This is a genomic window from Streptomyces sp. NPDC056231 (assembly GCF_048270745.1).
GTDB lineage: Bacteria > Actinomycetota > Actinomycetes > Streptomycetales > Streptomycetaceae > Streptomyces.
Window position 1 is genome coordinate 118,185 of record NZ_JBLVKW010000003.1, and the last position, 15,988, is coordinate 134,172.

At 69.1% G+C, this 15,988-nt stretch carries 20 protein-coding genes and 1 tRNA gene; 15 read left to right on the plus strand and 6 right to left on the minus strand.

Translation table 11 applies throughout. From position 1 onward, the window contains the following. Positions 1-16: 16 nt before the first annotated feature. Complete coding sequence (locus tag ACNPQM_RS04235; protein ID WP_418082898.1) at positions 17-1,306, minus strand: cytochrome P450; 1,290 nt, start codon at positions 1,304-1,306, stop codon at positions 17-19. Beyond that, complete coding sequence (locus ACNPQM_RS04240; protein ID WP_418082899.1) at positions 1,303-2,097, minus strand: alpha/beta fold hydrolase; 795 nt, start codon at positions 2,095-2,097, stop codon at positions 1,303-1,305. The genes ACNPQM_RS04235 and ACNPQM_RS04240 overlap by 4 nt, the downstream gene beginning before the upstream one ends. A 187-nt stretch (positions 2,098-2,284) precedes the next feature. On the opposite strand from ACNPQM_RS04240, the gene ACNPQM_RS04245 reads away from it, so the two are divergent. The 4 genes from ACNPQM_RS04245 to ACNPQM_RS04260 all read left to right on the plus strand — a co-directional run bounded on the left by ACNPQM_RS04245 (position 2,285) and on the right by ACNPQM_RS04260 (position 4,420). Beyond that, a complete protein-coding gene (locus ACNPQM_RS04245; RefSeq protein ID WP_418082900.1) occupies positions 2,285-2,920 on the plus strand; it encodes an HhH-GPD-type base excision DNA repair protein in 636 nt (211 codons plus the stop codon). After that, a complete protein-coding gene (locus ACNPQM_RS04250; RefSeq protein WP_418083023.1) occupies positions 2,917-3,294 on the plus strand; it encodes a hypothetical protein in 378 nt (125 codons plus the stop codon). Before ACNPQM_RS04245 ends, ACNPQM_RS04250 begins: the two co-directional genes overlap by 4 nt. Before the next feature lie 69 nt (positions 3,295-3,363). Beyond that, on the plus strand, positions 3,364-3,660 hold the full coding sequence (locus tag ACNPQM_RS04255) for a type II toxin-antitoxin system VapB family antitoxin (RefSeq protein WP_003955420.1): 297 nt from the start codon (positions 3,364-3,366) through the stop codon (positions 3,658-3,660). A 160-nt stretch (positions 3,661-3,820) separates the two neighbouring features. Continuing rightward, the gene (locus ACNPQM_RS04260) at positions 3,821-4,420 is read left to right on the plus strand and encodes a LytR C-terminal domain-containing protein (protein WP_418083015.1); all 600 of its coding nucleotides are present in this window, start codon (positions 3,821-3,823) and stop codon (positions 4,418-4,420) included. Positions 4,421-4,673: 253 nt separating this feature from the next. Here the strand turns inward: ACNPQM_RS04260 and upp are convergent, their stop codons facing one another. Further along, positions 4,674-5,309, minus strand: coding sequence for a uracil phosphoribosyltransferase (gene upp, locus ACNPQM_RS04265; RefSeq protein WP_037695091.1), 636 nt, complete (start codon positions 5,307-5,309; stop codon positions 4,674-4,676). A 104-nt stretch (positions 5,310-5,413) separates the two neighbouring features. Here upp and ACNPQM_RS04270 point away from each other — a divergent pair, with 104 nt between their 5' ends. The 4 genes from ACNPQM_RS04270 (at position 5,414) to ACNPQM_RS04285 (ending at position 7,093) form a co-directional block, all read left to right on the plus strand. Then, a complete protein-coding gene (locus tag ACNPQM_RS04270) occupies positions 5,414-5,638 on the plus strand; it encodes a hypothetical protein (protein WP_418082901.1) in 225 nt (74 codons plus the stop codon). 187 nt (positions 5,639-5,825) lie between these two features. Next, the gene (locus ACNPQM_RS04275) at positions 5,826-6,386 is read left to right on the plus strand and encodes a hypothetical protein (protein ID WP_418083016.1); all 561 of its coding nucleotides are present in this window, start codon (positions 5,826-5,828) and stop codon (positions 6,384-6,386) included. 102 nt (positions 6,387-6,488) lie between these two features. Then, complete coding sequence (gene tadA / locus ACNPQM_RS04280; protein WP_418083017.1) at positions 6,489-6,917, plus strand: tRNA adenosine(34) deaminase TadA; 429 nt, start codon at positions 6,489-6,491, stop codon at positions 6,915-6,917. 91 nt (positions 6,918-7,008) lie between these two features. After that, positions 7,009-7,093, plus strand: a tRNA-Ser gene (locus ACNPQM_RS04285). A gap of 170 nt (positions 7,094-7,263) precedes the next feature. On the opposite strand, the gene ACNPQM_RS04290 is transcribed toward ACNPQM_RS04285, so the two are convergent. Both ACNPQM_RS04290 and ACNPQM_RS04295 read right to left on the minus strand, forming a co-directional pair. Then, positions 7,264-8,649, minus strand: a complete 1,386-nt coding sequence (locus ACNPQM_RS04290) for an FAD-binding oxidoreductase (protein WP_418082902.1) — start codon at positions 8,647-8,649, stop codon at positions 7,264-7,266. Positions 8,650-8,695: 46 nt separating this feature from the next. Beyond that, positions 8,696-9,727 carry an antibiotic biosynthesis monooxygenase gene (locus tag ACNPQM_RS04295; protein WP_418082903.1) on the minus strand — a complete coding sequence of 344 codons (1,032 nt, stop codon included), beginning with the start codon at positions 9,725-9,727 and terminating at the stop codon, positions 8,696-8,698. A 54-nt stretch (positions 9,728-9,781) separates the two neighbouring features. Between ACNPQM_RS04295 and ACNPQM_RS04300 the strand changes: the two genes are divergently transcribed. From ACNPQM_RS04300 to ACNPQM_RS04325, 6 genes are all read left to right on the plus strand, one after another. Next, positions 9,782-10,348 carry a nucleoside deaminase gene (locus ACNPQM_RS04300; RefSeq protein WP_418082904.1) on the plus strand — a complete coding sequence of 189 codons (567 nt, stop codon included), beginning with the start codon at positions 9,782-9,784 and terminating at the stop codon, positions 10,346-10,348. A 716-nt stretch (positions 10,349-11,064) separates the two neighbouring features. Beyond that, on the plus strand, positions 11,065-11,229 hold the full coding sequence (locus ACNPQM_RS04305; protein WP_358856531.1) for a hypothetical protein: 165 nt from the start codon (positions 11,065-11,067) through the stop codon (positions 11,227-11,229). A gap of 9 nt (positions 11,230-11,238) precedes the next feature. Beyond that, entirely contained in the window at positions 11,239-11,532 is a 294-nt protein-coding gene (locus ACNPQM_RS04310) for a Dabb family protein (RefSeq protein WP_418082905.1), read from the plus strand. A gap of 186 nt (positions 11,533-11,718) precedes the next feature. Continuing rightward, positions 11,719-12,648: an RNA polymerase sigma factor SigF gene (locus ACNPQM_RS04315; protein WP_358856533.1), complete on the plus strand. Its 930-nt coding sequence runs from the start codon at positions 11,719-11,721 to the stop codon at positions 12,646-12,648. A 234-nt stretch (positions 12,649-12,882) separates the two neighbouring features. Continuing rightward, positions 12,883-13,749 carry an RNA polymerase sigma factor SigF gene (locus ACNPQM_RS04320; protein WP_358856534.1) on the plus strand — a complete coding sequence of 289 codons (867 nt, stop codon included), beginning with the start codon at positions 12,883-12,885 and terminating at the stop codon, positions 13,747-13,749. 57 nt (positions 13,750-13,806) lie between these two features. Then, entirely contained in the window at positions 13,807-14,652 is an 846-nt protein-coding gene (locus ACNPQM_RS04325; protein ID WP_418082906.1) for a hypothetical protein, read from the plus strand. Between the two features lie 23 nt (positions 14,653-14,675). Here the strand turns inward: ACNPQM_RS04325 and ACNPQM_RS04330 are convergent, their stop codons facing one another. Next, entirely contained in the window at positions 14,676-14,894 is a 219-nt protein-coding gene (locus ACNPQM_RS04330; RefSeq protein WP_358856536.1) for a hypothetical protein, read from the minus strand. Between the two features lie 561 nt (positions 14,895-15,455). Here ACNPQM_RS04330 and ACNPQM_RS04335 point away from each other — a divergent pair. After that, on the plus strand, positions 15,456-15,977 hold the full coding sequence (locus ACNPQM_RS04335; protein ID WP_376342499.1) for a MarR family winged helix-turn-helix transcriptional regulator: 522 nt from the start codon (positions 15,456-15,458) through the stop codon (positions 15,975-15,977). Positions 15,978-15,988: the final 11 nt, after the last annotated feature.

Consider the following 15,988-nt stretch of genomic DNA (forward strand, 5'->3'; position numbering starts at 1 on the left):
GGCCTGGACACGGTCGTCACCTGTCGGCCACCCGCACCGGCAGCGACTTCATCCCGTTGATGAAGTTCGACACCAGACGGCGCGGCGGGGCCGCGAGGTGGAGTCGGCTGGGTGGCAGGGCTCGGCACGTCTCCTCGTACAGGGCTCGGAGCTGAAGACGGGCGAAGTGGGCGCCCAGGCAGACGTGGGGGCCATCGCCGAAGGAGATGTGGGGATTGGGGGTGCGGGAGAGGTCCAGGGCGTACGGGTCGGGGAAGACGCGTTCGTCGTGGTTGGCCGAGGCGTGGAAGACGACCACCTTGTCGCCGGCGCGGAGCCGCGTGCCCGCCAGTTCCGTGTCCTGGGTGGCGGTGCGTCGAAAGGTCAGGACCGGTGGGTGACGGCGGAGCAGCTCGTCGATGGTGGTGGTCAGCTCCACCTCGCCGTTGCACAGGCGGCGGTAGGCGTCGGAGTTCCCCGCCAGCAGGTGCAGGCCACCGGGGGCTGCGCTGCGTACGGTGTCGTTCCCGGCCACCACCAGCAGGAAAAAGAACATCTCCAGTTCGGGACCGGTCAGTTCGGGGTCGGTGGCGAGCGCCGTCATCACGTCGTCGGCGGGGTGCCTGCGCTTGTGTGCCGCGAGTGAGTGCGCGTAGTCGAACATGTCGCGCAGCGACGCCGGGGACCTCGGGTTGACCGGCTTGCCGTCCGGGCCGGGCACCGGGGTCCCTGCCTCGTCCGGGTCCTGGTAGCCGATGACGCGTCGGGTCCAGTGCAGGAGGAGGCCCCGGTCGCTGTCCGGTACGCCCAGCAGGTCGGTGAGATTGAGCAGCGCGTAATCGTCGGTGACGCGGGCGACCAGGTCGCAGGTGCCGTCGGTGGCCCGCGCCTCGGCGACCGCCCGGGTGAGCAGGGAGCGGGCTCGTTCGCGGACGACCGCGGCGAAACGGTCCACGCGCTTGGGGGTGAACGCACGGCTGACGAGCATGCGCAGTCGCCGATGGTGCGGTGGGTCCTGGTTGAGCATCATGCGGCGGATGAACGGCAGGTCGGCGGGGTCGGGGTCGCGGATCTGGGTGGCGCCCAGGTGCGAGGAGTATGTCGAGGAGTCCTTCAGTACGTGGACGGCGTCCGCGTGCCGGGTGACCGCCCAGAAGCCGGGGCCCGCCGGCCAGCCGAGGACCTCCGGCTCCTCCTGCCACGCCACTGGGCGGTGATCGCGCAGGTGGCGGTAGCGGTCGTGGGGGATGCCCTGCGCATACTGCCTCGGGTCGAAGACGTCCGGTACGGGCGCTTGCTCCGTTGCTTCGGGGGCGGGCCCGCTCATGCCTTCGCCTCGCCGTCCTCCGTATCGGCTCGCAGGAAGTCCTCCATCACACGGATCAGGTCGAGAGGAGCCTCGTCCATCGCGTAGTGGCCGCATGAGGGCAGCTCAACCAGTTCGGCCTGCGGAAACCAGCGCATCCAGGTGGCGCGCTGCAACTCGGCCGACAGCGCCGGGTCCAGCGCGCCCACGACAGCCAGGGCCGGCACGGGCAAACCGTCGATCCGGTCGTGGAAGTCCTCGCCCGCCCAGGAATCCAGCCAGGCCCGGAACGCCTTCGCGTCGCTGCGTTCGAGCGAACGACGCACCATGCGGTCCAGCCAGCCTGCGGGGCGTCGGCCTCCGGTGGTGATGTCGAGGATGATCCGACGGTTCTCCGGGGTGTGCGCCGCAGCGGAGAAGAGTTCCCACTGCTCGGGCGGCAGGGGCAGGCCGGATGCGGGTACCGGCGACACACCGACGATTCTGCGCACCCGGTGCGGGGCGAGGGCCAGCGTCCGCTGAGCGATGCAGCCGCCCATCGAGTGGCCGATCAGCGAGAACCGGTCCCAGCCGAGCCGGTCGGCCAGCGCGATCACGTCCGCGGCGCCCTCGGCTGTGGTGTACGCACCGCTCGCGTCCCTGGCCTCCCCGTATCCCCGTAGATCCACCACCGCGTACTGGAACGAACCGAGGTCGAGATCCGGCAGCACCGGGTCGTAGGCGGAGCGGTCGGCGAACCAGCCGTGCACCGCGATCACCTTGTGCGGGCCGTCACCGTGCAGTCCATGGGGCAGAAGAGGCAATGAGGTCATGCTGACTCCCGTCACCGTACGGAGCGAGCCGGTCGGTCAACCGGCCCGACCCCGCCCACGGTGGAGGCAACCCCGTTTTCGCGCAAGGCCCCACGCACGCGACCACGTCGCCCGGCTGCTGATCTCGTTCCCGTCTTCGGTACTCCATCGGCGGCTCCCGGACTCGCCGTCCCCCGTCACTGTCGCGATGATCGGAGGCATGACACAGAACAGACCGAACGGCAAGGGCAAGCCGATCGCCCTGCAGATCGCTCAGCAGCCGGAGGCGGACGAGCTGCTCGGCCGCAGCCCGCTCGCCGCCATGATCGGCATGCTGCTCGACCAGCAGGTTCCTATGGAGTGGGCATTCTCCGGCCCGTACACCCTGGCGCAGCGGATGGGCTCCGACGATCTGGACGCCCATGAGATCGCCGTCTACGACCCGGAGGCGTTCGCCGAACTCTTCACCGCGAAACCCGCTCTGCACCGCTATCCCGGCTCCATGGCCAAACGGGTGCAGCAATTGTGCCAATTCCTGGTCGCGGAGTACGACGGAGACGCGAGTGGCGTCTGGAGCGATGCCGCAACCGGTGCCGAGCTCCTGAAACGGCTCAAGGCGCTGCCGGGGTTCGGCGTCCAGAAGGCGCAGATCTTCCTCGCGCTGCTCGGCAAGCAGCTGGATGTCCGGCCGACCGGCTGGCGCGCCGCGGCGGGTCCGTACGGGGAGGCGGGCTCGCACCGCTCGGTCGCCGACATCACCGGCCCCGACTCGCTCGCCCTGGTCCGCGCGCACAAGCAGGAAGCGAAGGCGGCCGCGAAGGCGGCCGCGGCGAAGACGAGATGAAGGAGTGTCCGCAACTGTTCACAGACGTCACTGCGATCACTGACTGTCCTGCACAACTGTTCGCGGCCCTCGGCGACGTCGCGTCCGGGCGGATCCCCACCGGCGGAGTCACTCAAGGCGACGGTGGGCGGCTGGTCGCGGACCAGGCCAAGGGGGCCCAGCTCGTCTTCGACGGTGACGACTCGGACGGGGTCGGCTCGGGTCCCGGCCCCGAGGGCGCCGCCCAACTGGAGCGCGACATAGCGGACTTCCTCGACCGCACGGGCTCAACGCCCGTACAACGAGGCCTCCTTTACGCGCCCGCTTCGGTACCTCCGCCCGTGCCGTCGCTGTCACTCATCGCGGCCCGTTTTCCGAAATGCCTGCACTCATGACGTTTTGGCAAGTATCGCAGTACCGCTCCATGGCTGCGCCCGGAGGCTCTTGACCGGTAGGCTTTCCGTGTGATCTTCAAGCGCATCGGAAATGGGCGGCCATATCCCGACCACGGCCGGGAAAGCACCCGGCAGTGGGCGGATGTCGCGCCGCGCCCGGTCCGCCTCGACCAGCTGGTGACGACCAAGGGTCAGCTGGACCTCGAAACCCTCCTCGCCGAGGACTCGACGTTCTACGGCGACCTGTTCGCCCACGTCGTGAAGTGGCAGGGCGACCTCTATCTGGAGGACGGGCTGCACCGCGCGGTCCGCGCGGCGCTCCAGCAGCGCCAGGTGCTGCACGCCCGCGTCCTCGAACTCGGCTGACAGTCCAGCAGCTCGGTGGGCCGGCGGTCCGCGCACTTCGCTGCGCCGGGTGCTTTCGGGTGCATTCGCACTCGGACGGGTGCCATCCGTTGATCATTTAGTACGCATCTTCACCGGGTCGCACTACGCTGCGCCCATGAGCATGCTCACTCCTCCCGGCATGGGCGGAAAGTACCGCATCACGGGCGACAAGTACCCGCGCATGCGCCGCCCCCGGCACCGCCGCACACTGGTCCTCGCGTCCATTGCCTCCGTGGCGGCCCTAGGGCTGGCCGGTTGGGGCACGATGCAGCTCATCGACGTCTTCACGGGCGGCGACAAGCAGGCCAACGCCGCGGACCGCAGGGCCGACTGCCCCACGTCCAAGCCGTCCACGCCCGCCAGGGCACTGCCGGCACCGGCGAAGATCACCGTCAATGTCTACAACGCGACGCCGCGCGGCGGGCTGGCCAAGGCCGCCGCCGACGAGCTGAAGAAGCGCGGTTTCCGCATCGGCAAGGTGGGCAATGCCTCGGCCGAGTACGACAAGAAGGTCCCCGGGCCCGGGGTACTGCTGGGGGCGCCGACGGCCACGAACGGCACGTTCCCGGTCCTCGGTACGCAGCTGCCGGGCGCCACGCCGAAGACCGACGCGCGCAAAACGGCGGATGTCGATCTGATCCTCGGTACGGCGTTCAAGAAGCTGAACACCCCGAAGGAGGCCGCCGCGGCCCTCGCCGCCCTCAACAAGCCGGCCCCGACGCCCTCCTCCTGTCGCTGAGAGCCTGTCGGGTGACCTCTGATCGGATAGCGGACGCGGTCTGGTGCGTGCGATTCCAAGGCGGAGGAGGGAGTCAACGCGGAGCGTTGGTGACTGACGACAACGCGGGAAGCGTGCGTGCCAGGGCGTGGCCGCCCGGTCGGAGGTCACCCGACAGGCTCTGAGGCTGTCCCGTCGTCACGCCGCGCAGCAGGCGCCGGTTCGACGACAGGATCCTCTGGGCGCCCGGGCCGAAAGCCCTGGCCGGTCGGTCTCAGTCGACGGTTCCGTACATCCGGTCGCCCGCGTCGCCGAGCCCCGGCACGATGTAGCCGTTCTCGTTCAGCCGCTCGTCGACCGAGGCGGTGACCACGGTCACCGGCGTACCCGCCAGCTCGCGCTCCATCACCTCGACGCCCTCGGGCGCCGCGAGCAGCACGACGGCGGTGACATCGTCCGCGCCGCGCTTGATCAGCTCCTGAATCGCCGCGACCAGCGTGCCGCCGGTGGCCAGCATCGGGTCCAGGACGTAGACCTGTCGGCCGGAGAGGTCCTCAGGCATGCGCGTCGCGTACGTGGACGCCTGAAGCGTCTCCTCGTCGCGGATCATGCCCAGGAAGCCCACCTCGGCGGTCGGCAGCAGCCGCACCATGCCGTCGAGCATGCCGAGACCGGCTCGCAGGATCGGCACGACCAGGGGCCGCGGGTGCGACAGCTTGACGCCGGTCGTCGGTGTGACCGGCGTCTCGATGTCGACCTGCTCGGTGCGCACGTCCCGGGTGGCCTCGTACGCGAGCAGGGTGACCAGCTCGTCGGCGAGCCGCCGGAAGGTCGGGGAGTCGGTGCGCTTGTCGCGCAGGGTGGTGAGTTTGTGCGCGACCAGCGGGTGGTCGACGACGTGGATCCGCATGGGTTCAACAGTAACCGGGCTCCCCCGCACCTGTGCGCTGGCATCAACCACACGTTCGGAGGGAAGGTGGGGGCATATGGGCCCAGGTCTGGGGTGATGTGCGGATGGCGGACAGGAAGCAGCGGAAGCGGGACCAGTCGGCCCCGCACGACGCGCAAGGCGCGCAGGACGCGCCGGAGACCGAGACCGAAGCGGAGCGCCGCAGACGGCGCGCCCACTTCCTCCGCGAGCTTCATGAGGCGAAGGCGCTGCGCGACCGGGTCCAGCCGCGCCGCGCCCGGGCCGCCCGAATGCGCCAAGTCATGCGGATGCGGACCTTCCGCTGGTAGCGCTCCGAGCAGCCAGACGGCGCCTTCCGAGCGGTGTCCGCGACAACTGATCCACGACGCAACGGTTGAACTACTCTCGCGAACGCTAGGTTTCTGCCACGATTCCGATGGGCGGGACGCAGGACAGCCGGATCACCGGATGCCCTCCCGCCGGACCGACACCCCTATGAACAGTGGGAGAGTCACGGTGTACTTCGCCGCACTGCTCGCGCGCACCGAAGACGGGTGGGAAGCGAGCGACACAGAGCTCGACGATGTGGAGACCCTGTCCGATCTGACGGATCTGGCCCGTGAGGCCTCGGTGGACGAGGACACGGTGCTCGTCTTCATCGAACAGGAGGACGCCTGGTTCGGCGTCATCCGGGTGGACGGTGAGGAGGACCCCCGTATCTACATCTCGGACGCGTCCTCCGCCGCCCGCTCCTCCTACGGGGAGATCCTGCTCACCGATGAACTGCTCGGCCGCGAACCCGAGGCCGAGGACTCGATTGCCGCCCTCGAAGAGCTCGTCGGCCTCGACGGTACGGAGGACGGCGAGCCGGATCACACCACCGACAATCAGACCGACCACGACGACAACGACGACGGACTCGACGCCGACGCCGTACCGACGGGTCCGCTCGGAGACACCGGGATCCTGTCCGATCTCGGACTTGCCGAGAAGGAGCTGCTGATGCTGCGCACGGACGCCCTGGTGGAGATCGCGGACGCGCTGGGCGCGGCCGAGGTCCTGGAGACCGTCCGTTAGGGTCCGCGGGTGACCGCACCACCGGGCCCGCACGGACCGCAAGAACCCCATGACCCGACGAACCCGACGGACGATCCCGTACGGGACCCATGGCGGGCGGCCATGCGCCGCGCCCTGGACGAGGCCGCACACGCGGCGCAGGCCGGTGATGTGCCGGTCGGCGCCGTCGTCCTCGGCCCGGACGGCACCCTGCTCGCCACGGGGCACAACGAACGCGAGGCGACCGGCGACCCGACCGCGCACGCCGAGATCCTCGCCGTCCGCCGGGCCGCCGAGGCGCTCGGCGCATGGCGGCTGACCGGCTGCACGCTGGTGGTCACTCTGGAGCCGTGCACCATGTGCGCGGGCGCACTCGTGCAGTCCCGGGTGGCCCGGGTCGTCTACGGGGCACGGGACGAGAAGGCGGGCGCGGCCGGTTCGCTCTGGGACCTCGTACGGGACCGGCGGCTCAACCACCGCCCGGAAGTGATCCACGGAGTTCTGGAGAACGCCTGTTCCGCCCAGCTGACGGCCTTCTTCCGCGACCGCTGACCCGGCGACGCGCCCAGCCTCCGACCCGGCTTCCGCACACGCCGGAGAATCGGATTTCAACCCACGGCCTGAATGGTCTAAGCTCTCTCTCGGTAGCGTGTCCGAGCGGCCGAAGGAGCTCGCCTCGAAAGCGAGTGTGGGGAAACTCACCGAGGGTTCAAATCCCTCCGCTACCGCTTCAGAAGACCGCCTCTGATCCTGTGAAAGCAGATCGGGGGCGGTTTTTTTGTGCCCCTGTGGGCAACACGCCGTGGCACACCCTGCGCAAGGAGGCGGCACGTCGGACCGCCTGCCGACGTGTTCCCCGGCGGCCGCACAGAAATCAAGGGCGCCCGGGCAAGGCGCCTCATGTCACGGGCGCGAGGTAGGAGTGGAAGACGTTGTCCGGGTCCCACGTGAGCTTGAGCTCCTGCAGGCGGTCCCAGTCGGCGGGGGCGTACGAGCGCCGGGCCCGGCCGGCATCGGCTTCCAGGTCCGTTTCGGCGATGTAGTGGCCGCCGCGCCCCGACGGGTCCGCCGCGGCCATCGTCTCGCGCAGCCACCCGCTGTTCGCGCCGTCCGCGGCCGGATCGTCCCAGATCGCGTAACAGACGAGGTAGGACTCGCCGAGCGCCGAGAAAGCCATGTTCCGCAGCAGCGCAGGGTCGGTGGAGACGGGCTGCACCGGCGCGAGCACCAGGGATTTGCCGGAGGGGGCCTGGGCGACGGCGCCGGCGATGCGGGTCATCAGGGTCTCGTAGCTCTCCGGCGACCACAGCGTGTCCGCCGCGTAGCGATGCGCTCGCGGCCACACCTGACCGGCGCCGTCGTGCAGCGCGGCGAAGGACGTCGGCTCGGGTGGCTGCCGGGAGAGGACCCGCCAGGGGAACGGGCAGGCATCCAGGGGTTCGAGAGCGGCGAGCGCCTCGTCCCGCGTCGTGGCGAAGGCAGTGGCGCCGACGGTGATCCGCGGCCCCGGCGGGGCCGTGGCCGTGGCCTCACCGGAGGCTGCCAGGACAAGAGCCGTCTCGACGATCGACGGCAGGTCACGCGCGGTCCGGACGGCCCACCCCGTCACGCGCTCGACGTCGGCCAGCGGGAAGGTGAGGCTGGTGGTCGCGATGGCCGCGGGGTGAGGATGCAGCCCGAGCCGGAAGCCGGTGACGACGGCGAAGAAGCCCGGTCCCGCGCCCCGGGCGGCCCAGAAGAGGTCGGTGTTCTCGGTCTCGCTGCAGATGACCGTCCGGCCGTCGGCGGTGACAGCCCGGATCTCCAGGACATCGGCACATGCCGGTCCCCACGCACGGGAGTTCCAGCCGAGTCCGCCGCTCAGCAGGAAGCCGCCCACCGCGACGGAGGAGCAGTGCCCCACGGGGAAGGCCAGGTCATGCGGGGCGAGGGCCTCGACGAGGCCCTGCCCGGTGATGGCGGGCCCCACCACGGCAGTCGCCGACGCCGGGGCGACGCTGCAGTGCCGTAGCCGCGACAGGTCGATCAGCAGCCCCCCGTCGCGGAGTTGGGAGCCGGACCAGTTGTGCCCGCCGGAGCGTGTGGAGACCTGCAGTCCCTGGGCGCGTGCCCAGGCCAGGGCCAGAGGTACGTCCCGTTCGGCTGAGGCCTGCAGGATGGCCTCAGGAAAGCGTTCCGGCAGGAGCCCGTTCCACACCGCGCCGGCCCGGGCGCGGTCGTAGCCGGGGTCGCCCCGCCGGATCAGCGTCCCCTCGGTGGGGCCTGCGGGCGTCCGTTCAGGCATCACGACCTCCTCGCGTGGCCCGGCTGAAGCCGGCTGGTGGGATCGGTCAGTGAGTGGTCAGGCCGAAGACGGCGAGGAACAGCGCATAGCAGAGCACCACTGCCGCGGCACCGGTCAGATGCACGCGGTAGCTGCTCGCGCGGCCGGGCACCAGCCAGAAGGCGAGTGCCTTGTTCACCAGTGGCATCAGCAGCCAGGTCAATACGCTGACGCTCAGCACGTTCCCGATGAAGAGGCCGATGTATCCGGGGACACCGAGTCCGTCCAGCCAGCGGCCTTCGGTCAGATTCAGGACCATCACCGTGGGATAGAGCGCCAGGACCACGGTCATGGCCTGCTTCCAGTTGGGCGGCGCATTGTCCTGCTTGCCCTCGCCGAAGCGGAACCAACCGCTGAACGCCGAGCCGACCTTGCGTACGTCGTAGGAGGTGAAATAGGTGCGGCCCTCCTCCAGCAGTGTCCGGCGGACATCGGATGCGAGCCAGTCGTCGAGGTGCTCGCGGGAGTCGAACCGGAAGACGACGACCCAGTGCTCCTGCACACCCTCCACTGGCTTGAACAGTTCGGACCCCATGAATCCGGGTGATTTCGCCTGTGCCTTGATTGCCTTCTCCTGCCAGCGCAGAAAACCCTCTTCCCGCCCTGGCTTCACCTCGTGGGAGACGACGGCCGTGACCACCTCCGGCGCCTGCTCGGCAGGGGTGCCGCCACGAAGCACCTCCTGCGTCGGAGGTTCCTCGAAGAATTCCCGCCCTTCGTCGAGCAATTCGCGCCGTCTGCCCGAATCCAGCCAGGCGGTCAGGTGGTCGATGCCGGCGAAACGGAAGACCGCCACCCACTCGTTCTCGCCGCCTGCTTCGGGTGGGTACACCTCTGCACCCTCGAACCCGTCGAATTCGCGGGCCGCTTCGTTCATCCTGTGCTGCCAGCGCTGATACTCGTCGGCGCGACCTGCACACACCTTCTGCGAGGTCACAACGGTGGCGTTCTCGGCCTGCGGCTCACGGCTTGCGCGGGGGCTCACGCACAGTAGTTTATTAGAAGCATCATTTTGTGGGCAAATCGGACAGTCGATCATCCTTCCGCACGCTCTGTTCCGGAGAGGCTGTCGATGTCGATCGGAGACGTAGCGATGGAACACAAGGAGCTCATCACCGAGGCGGTCCGACTGGCCACCGAGTCGGTGGAAAAGGGCTGGGGCGGCCCCTTCGGCGCGGTGATCACCCGCAACGGGGACATCATCGCCCGCGGACAGAACCGGGTGCTTCTCACCGGCGACCCCACGGCCCACGCCGAGGTCGAATCGATCCGCAAGGCCGTGCAGTGTCTCAACCCCGAGGCTCCGTCGATCTCCGAAGAGCACCAGAACGAGAGCACTCTGGAATACGTGCCCCGTGCTGACGGGTCACCGGATCCCGTGCCCGAGCGGGCCCGGATGCTGCAGGGCTGCTCGATCTACATCAGCGGCGCTCCCTGCCCGATGTGCATGAGCGCCATCTACTGGTCCCGGATCGATGCGGTGTACTTCAGCTGCAGCCTGGACGACACACGCCGGATCGGCTTCGACGACGCCTACCAGTACGAGGACTTCAAGCGGCCGCTCGACCAGCGAAGGATCAGGGTCGAGCAGCTCCATCCCGAAATCGGCTCCCACGCCTACGACTCATGGACGAACAAGCCGAACCGGCACGCGTACTGAGGACCTTCTCGAAGCAGGCGACGGCCGGCCTCGGCGTGTGACCGGCCTTCTGCAGCCACTTGCCGGGGAGTTCCTCCTCCGGCAGCACGCAGGCGATGCGACGCTCCGGCCGCGATCATCAGCCGGCGTTCCAGCTCCATCAGCAGCGCGCCGGCCCGGCCCCGGCCGCACCAGGTCGGTGAAATGGCGATCCGCATCACCCACGCCCGGCCGTCGGCCGCCTGAGCGAGCGCCGCGCCGATGGGCTCGCCACGGTGGACCGCGACCACTGCGGGCCGGCGGGATGTCAGGGCACTGAGGCACTCGACCAGAGAGAAGACGGACTCCCGGCCGAGGTCCGCGGTCGTGTCGATGGGGTGAACGACCGCCGCCAGGTCGCCGTCACGGTAGTTGTGGATGACGGCCGCACCGGGTTCATCGGGCCGGCGCCCGCGGGCAGCGGCTCCGTGCAGGAGGTGATGGTCCGGCAGCCCGCTGGGTTCCGTGCGGAGGCACCGGTCACCTGACCGCGGGCCGTCGGCGCCATGCCCCCGAGGCGGCCCGTGCGCCTGGTCATGGCCCGTCGGCAGGGCCATCCTTCGGCCGGACCGCACCCCTACCGAGGCATCGGGTCGGAGTGTGAGCGGAATCCCCCATCGAAACCCCCCTCGGATACGGCCATTCGTGCGGATAGAATCGCGCGACTGCACTGGTGATCGAAGGGGAGACAGGGGCTGATGGTGCAAGCGAAGAAGATCGCGCTCGTCATGATTGCCGTCTTCGTGCTGTACACGATCATCCACTCCCCCAAACGGGCCGCGGAGCTTGTCCAGGTAGGGTTCGAGGGCATTTCGAGTGCCGCACAGGGCGTCGGCGATTTCATGACCGAGCTCGTGAAGTAGGAGTACCCCATGATCCGTCATCTGGTCCTGTTCAAGCTGAACGACGGCGTGAAGCGTGACGATCCGCGTGTTGTCGCCGGGGCAAAGGCGTTCCAGGAGCTCGGAGGGCAGATCCCGGAGCTGGAGTTCTGGGAGTGCGCCTGGAACATCACCGACCGGCCGATCGCGTACGACTTCGCCATCAACTCCGCGGTCGCCGACGAGGACGCCCTGGGGCGCTACATCGCACACCCGGCCCATCAGGCCGCCGCCGAACAGTGGAAGGCTTTCGCCACCTGGGTGATTGCCGACTACCCCTTCTGACCTCCGCGGTCCCGGAACCCACAAGCCCCTCACCATTTCGGTGAGGGGCTTTTCCATGGGTTTAAACCAATGTGCCCTCAACACGACGCTGTACGGTGCTTGCACACAGTGGACATGTCTTGTGATGCTATGACCGCTTTTGACGGATGAGTTGACCGAAGTTGACCGCAAAGGGGTGGCCTCACCGTGCCGGCCAGTACAGCGCCTCAAGTGCCTCCCCAGATCGTCCAGAACGACGACGCCCAAGCCCCCCAAACGGCCCCGTCCGATCAGTCCGCCCCGGCAACCCGGCCCGCGCCGGTGGCCGAGACCGTCCAGACCGAGACGCCCGACGGCACGACGCCCGCCAGGACCCGGGGCGCGGACACCAGGGCGCTCACCCGGGTCCTCTTCGACCAGCTCAAGGAGCTGGAACCGGGAAGCGCGGAGCACGGCAGAGTGCGGGCCGCACTGATCGAGGCGAACCTTCCCCTCGTGCGGTACGCCGCGGCGCGCTTCCGGAGCCGTAACGAACCCATGGAGGACGTCGTCCAGGTCGGCACCATCGGGCTGATCAACGCCATCGACCGCTTCGACCCCGAACGCGGCGTCCAGTTCCCGACCTTCGCGATGCCCACCGTCGTCGGCGAGATCAAGCGGTACTTCCGGGACAACGTGCGGACGGTCCACGTGCCGCGGCGACTGCACGAGCTCTGGGTGCAGGTCACCGGCGCCACCGAGGACCTGACGACCGCGCACGGCCGCTCACCCACCACCGCGGAGATCGCCGAGCGCCTGAAGATCTCCGAGGAGGAGGTGCTGGCCTGCATCGAGGCGGGGCGCTCCTACCACGCAACCTCACTGGAAGCCGCCCAGGAGGGCGACGGGCTGCCCGGACTGCTCGACCGGCTCGGCTACGAGGACCCCGCTCTCGCCGGCGTCGAGCACCGTGATCTGGTCCGCCATCTCCTCGTCCAGCTGCCCGAGCGCGAGCAGCGGATTCTGCTGCTGCGCTACTACAGCAATCTGACGCAATCACAGATCAGCGCCGAGTTGGGCGTTTCCCAGATGCATGTGTCAAGGCTCCTGGCCAGAAGCTTCGCGCGACTTCGATCCGCAAATAGGATCGAGGCGTAACCGGATCGGGTAAATCGATCAAAGCCCCTTCCAGGTAGCCGGAATGCCGCACACCCCCTGTTAACTGCGCATATGTCACCCTGACTTGTCGACATGTCACTACAGCGCGTTGCCGACATGTGACATTCTGCGTGAACCGCGTTTGCCGCAGCCCCGCCGCCGGTATTCAGGTGGAGGCTGCGTTCCTCCGATGGTCGTGGCTACCGCGACCGTCCGCGACCTCAAGGGGGTGGCATGTCCGCAGAACAGGGCAGCTCGAAGGTGCTCACGCTCACGAAGAGCGCACCCGCACCCGCTGTGCTCACCAGCTCGCCGGAAGCCATCGACACCCGCACCCTGTCCCGCTCCCTGTTCCTGCGGCTCGCCGCTCTGGGTCCCGCACCGGGGCCCGACGGACCGGACAGCCCGGAGCGTGCCTACGTGCGGGACACACTCATCGAGCTCAACCTCCCGCTGGTGCGGTACGCCGCGGCGCGGTTCCGGAGCCGTAACGAACCCATGGAGGACATCGTCCAGGTCGGCACGATCGGCCTGATCAAGGCGATCGACCGGTTCGACTGCGAGCGGGGCGTGGAATTCCCGACGTTCGCCATGCCCACCGTCGTCGGCGAGATCAAGCGCTTCTTCCGCGACACCTCCTGGTCGGTGCGGGTGCCGCGCCGGCTCCAGGAGCTGCGGCTCGCGCTGACGAAGACGAGCGACGAGCTGGCCCAGAAGCTCGACCGTTCGCCGACCGTGCCGGAGCTGGCGGCGGCGCTCGGGGTCTCCGAGGAGGACGTGGTCGACGGCCTTGCCGTCGGCAACGCGTACACCGCCTCCTCACTGGACTCGCCCTCCCCGGAGGACGACGGCGGCGAGGGCTCGCTCGCGGACCGGCTCGGCTACGAGGACTCCGCGCTGGAAGGCGTCGAGTACCGCGAATCACTGAAGCCGCTGCTGGCCAAACTCCCGCCCCGGGAGCGGCAGATCATCATGCTGCGGTTCTTCGCCAACATGACCCAGTCGCAGATCGGCGAGGAGGTCGGCATCTCGCAGATGCACGTCTCACGTCTGCTGACCCGGACGCTCGCCCAGCTCAGGGAGGGGCTCATCGCCGACTGATCCACGCACAGGCGCGAGAGGGTTCCTAATTGACGGACCGTCAGCCACACTTGCGCGATGCGACGTCAGACATTCGGCTCGACCGGCCGCCGGGGCACCGTGATCGCCGCCTCGGCGGCCGTGCTGTGCCTGGGCGGAGCACTCGCCGCCTGCGGCGCCGGAGCGGGCGCCGGAGACGGCTATGCGGCAGTCGGCGCGGCGGGCACCGGCCCGGAGAAGGCGCCCAAGGGCCCGGTCGCGCCTTCGGGCAGGGTGACGCTGATTCCGCTGGACGGGGAGGGCGGCGCCGGCGGGGGGACGGAGCCGAGGCCGGGCTCCTCCGCGGCAAGCGGCGACTTCGGTGGCACGGGCAGCATCGGCAGTGGCGCGGGCAGGGGCGGGGCCGCGGGCGACCGGTCGAGCGGCGGTGCGCGGTCCTCCAGCGGATCCGGCGGCACCTCCGCCGGCACCACCGGCGGCGCTGCGGGTTCTGCCGGCGGCACGGACTCCGCCGGCAGTACAGATGGCAGCGGTACCGGTGGCACGACCTCGGGCGGCGCGGGGGACGGTCCCGCGCCTCCCTCCCCGTCCGCGCCGGGGTCCACCGCGCCCGCCGGACCTGCCGTGCTGACCCTGGGCGCACCCGAGCGGGCGGCGGCCGATCACCGCTGGTGCGAGAAGGTGACTGTCGAGTTCCGCAATACCGGCGGTTCACCGGCCCGGTCGGGCACGGTCACCTTCGCCACACACATCATCGGCGGGCTCGGGATCGACTGGGCGACTGTGGAGACGACCGCGCCGCTGCCCGCGCCGATCGACGCGGGAGCGGCGCGGGAGAAGACGTACACCGTCTGTGTGGACGCCTGGCGGGTGCCCCTGGGCATGCATGTCGAAACCCGGGACATCACCGCCGCCTGGAAGTGACGGACGGGATGAACGGGGTCGGATCAGCCGAGCGCGAGCCAGGCGACCGCGCCGAGGATGACGATCACCGCGACGACGGCGACGATCACTCCAGCCTTCGGTCCGGACGACGTGGCCGGCTGCTGCAGCCGCTGCGGCTCGCCCTCGTCGACGAAGGCGCGGAACATCTGGGTGCTGCCCGCGGGGTCGTAATTGCCCTCGGGGCCCTGAGGGTTGCCATTTACCGGCGGCTGATTACGCATGAATGCATTCCCACTCGATCGGGTGAAGTACTCGTCGGATACTGCGATATGAAGCCTGTGGAACTGTAGCGTCGTCACGCGGGAAAGGGTCCTGCGGCCAACGCTCGATCCCGCTCGCGCCAGGGACACTGCCCGCCACGGACTGGATCACGCGCGCGACGCGTGCCGTCACCGGGGTGCAAAAGCGGAGAACCAGGTCATCCAAGACCGTTCGGGATGGCCCGCCAGACGCACAGCACCCCGCGCCGGGCACCAAGGAACGGTCGTGTGCCATGGGTCAGGACCCTAGCGGTCCGGCGGCACCTTATGCCCCCTACGGGGGCGACGGCCGGGCCTCGAGTGACGCTCGGGGCCTACTGCCGTTTCGGGGCCACCGTCCACACTTTCGGTGTGGCACCAGACACACCCGACCCGTCCCGCACGCGCTGGGCGTTTGACCCAAGTCCTACACAGCCTTTTGCCTTCCTTTACTTATGCAAGCCTGATTTCGTTTGCCTGCGGCAACCAATACTTCTATGGTTGCCCTAAGCAACAAGATGCAGAACGACGTCTGGGGGGCCCGTGGCCGCACGCAGTCAGTACGAAGAACTGGCCCGGCAGCTCAGCGCCGTGGGGGCCGTCAAACGCGGACTCGCACGCATCCTCCCTGCTGAATGTCCTGGCGGATCCGCCGCGGTACTGGCCCTGCTCAGCCAGCACGGCGAAATGCGGATCAGCAGACTGGCCGAGCTGATGGCCGTCGACATGTCGGTCACCAGCCGACATGTCGCCCACGTGGCCGAGCGCGGCTGGATAGAACGGTCTCCGGACCCGGCGGACAAGCGGTCCCGCATCCTGCGGCTGACCCCTGCGGGCAACGCGGTACTCGGTGACCTGAACCGGCGGACCACCGAAATGTTCGCCCACAACCTTCAGGAGTGGTCCGACGACGAGGTCGGACAGCTCAACACGTTGTTGGCCCGGCTGCGTGACAGTTTCGCCTGTCGCGGTTCCGGTGGGTGCGCCCCCGGAAGGCACAGCCACGAGTGCCGCACGCGGCCCGCCGACAGCGACGACGACTCGCACACCCGTACACCCGTGTAACAGAAGCAAAG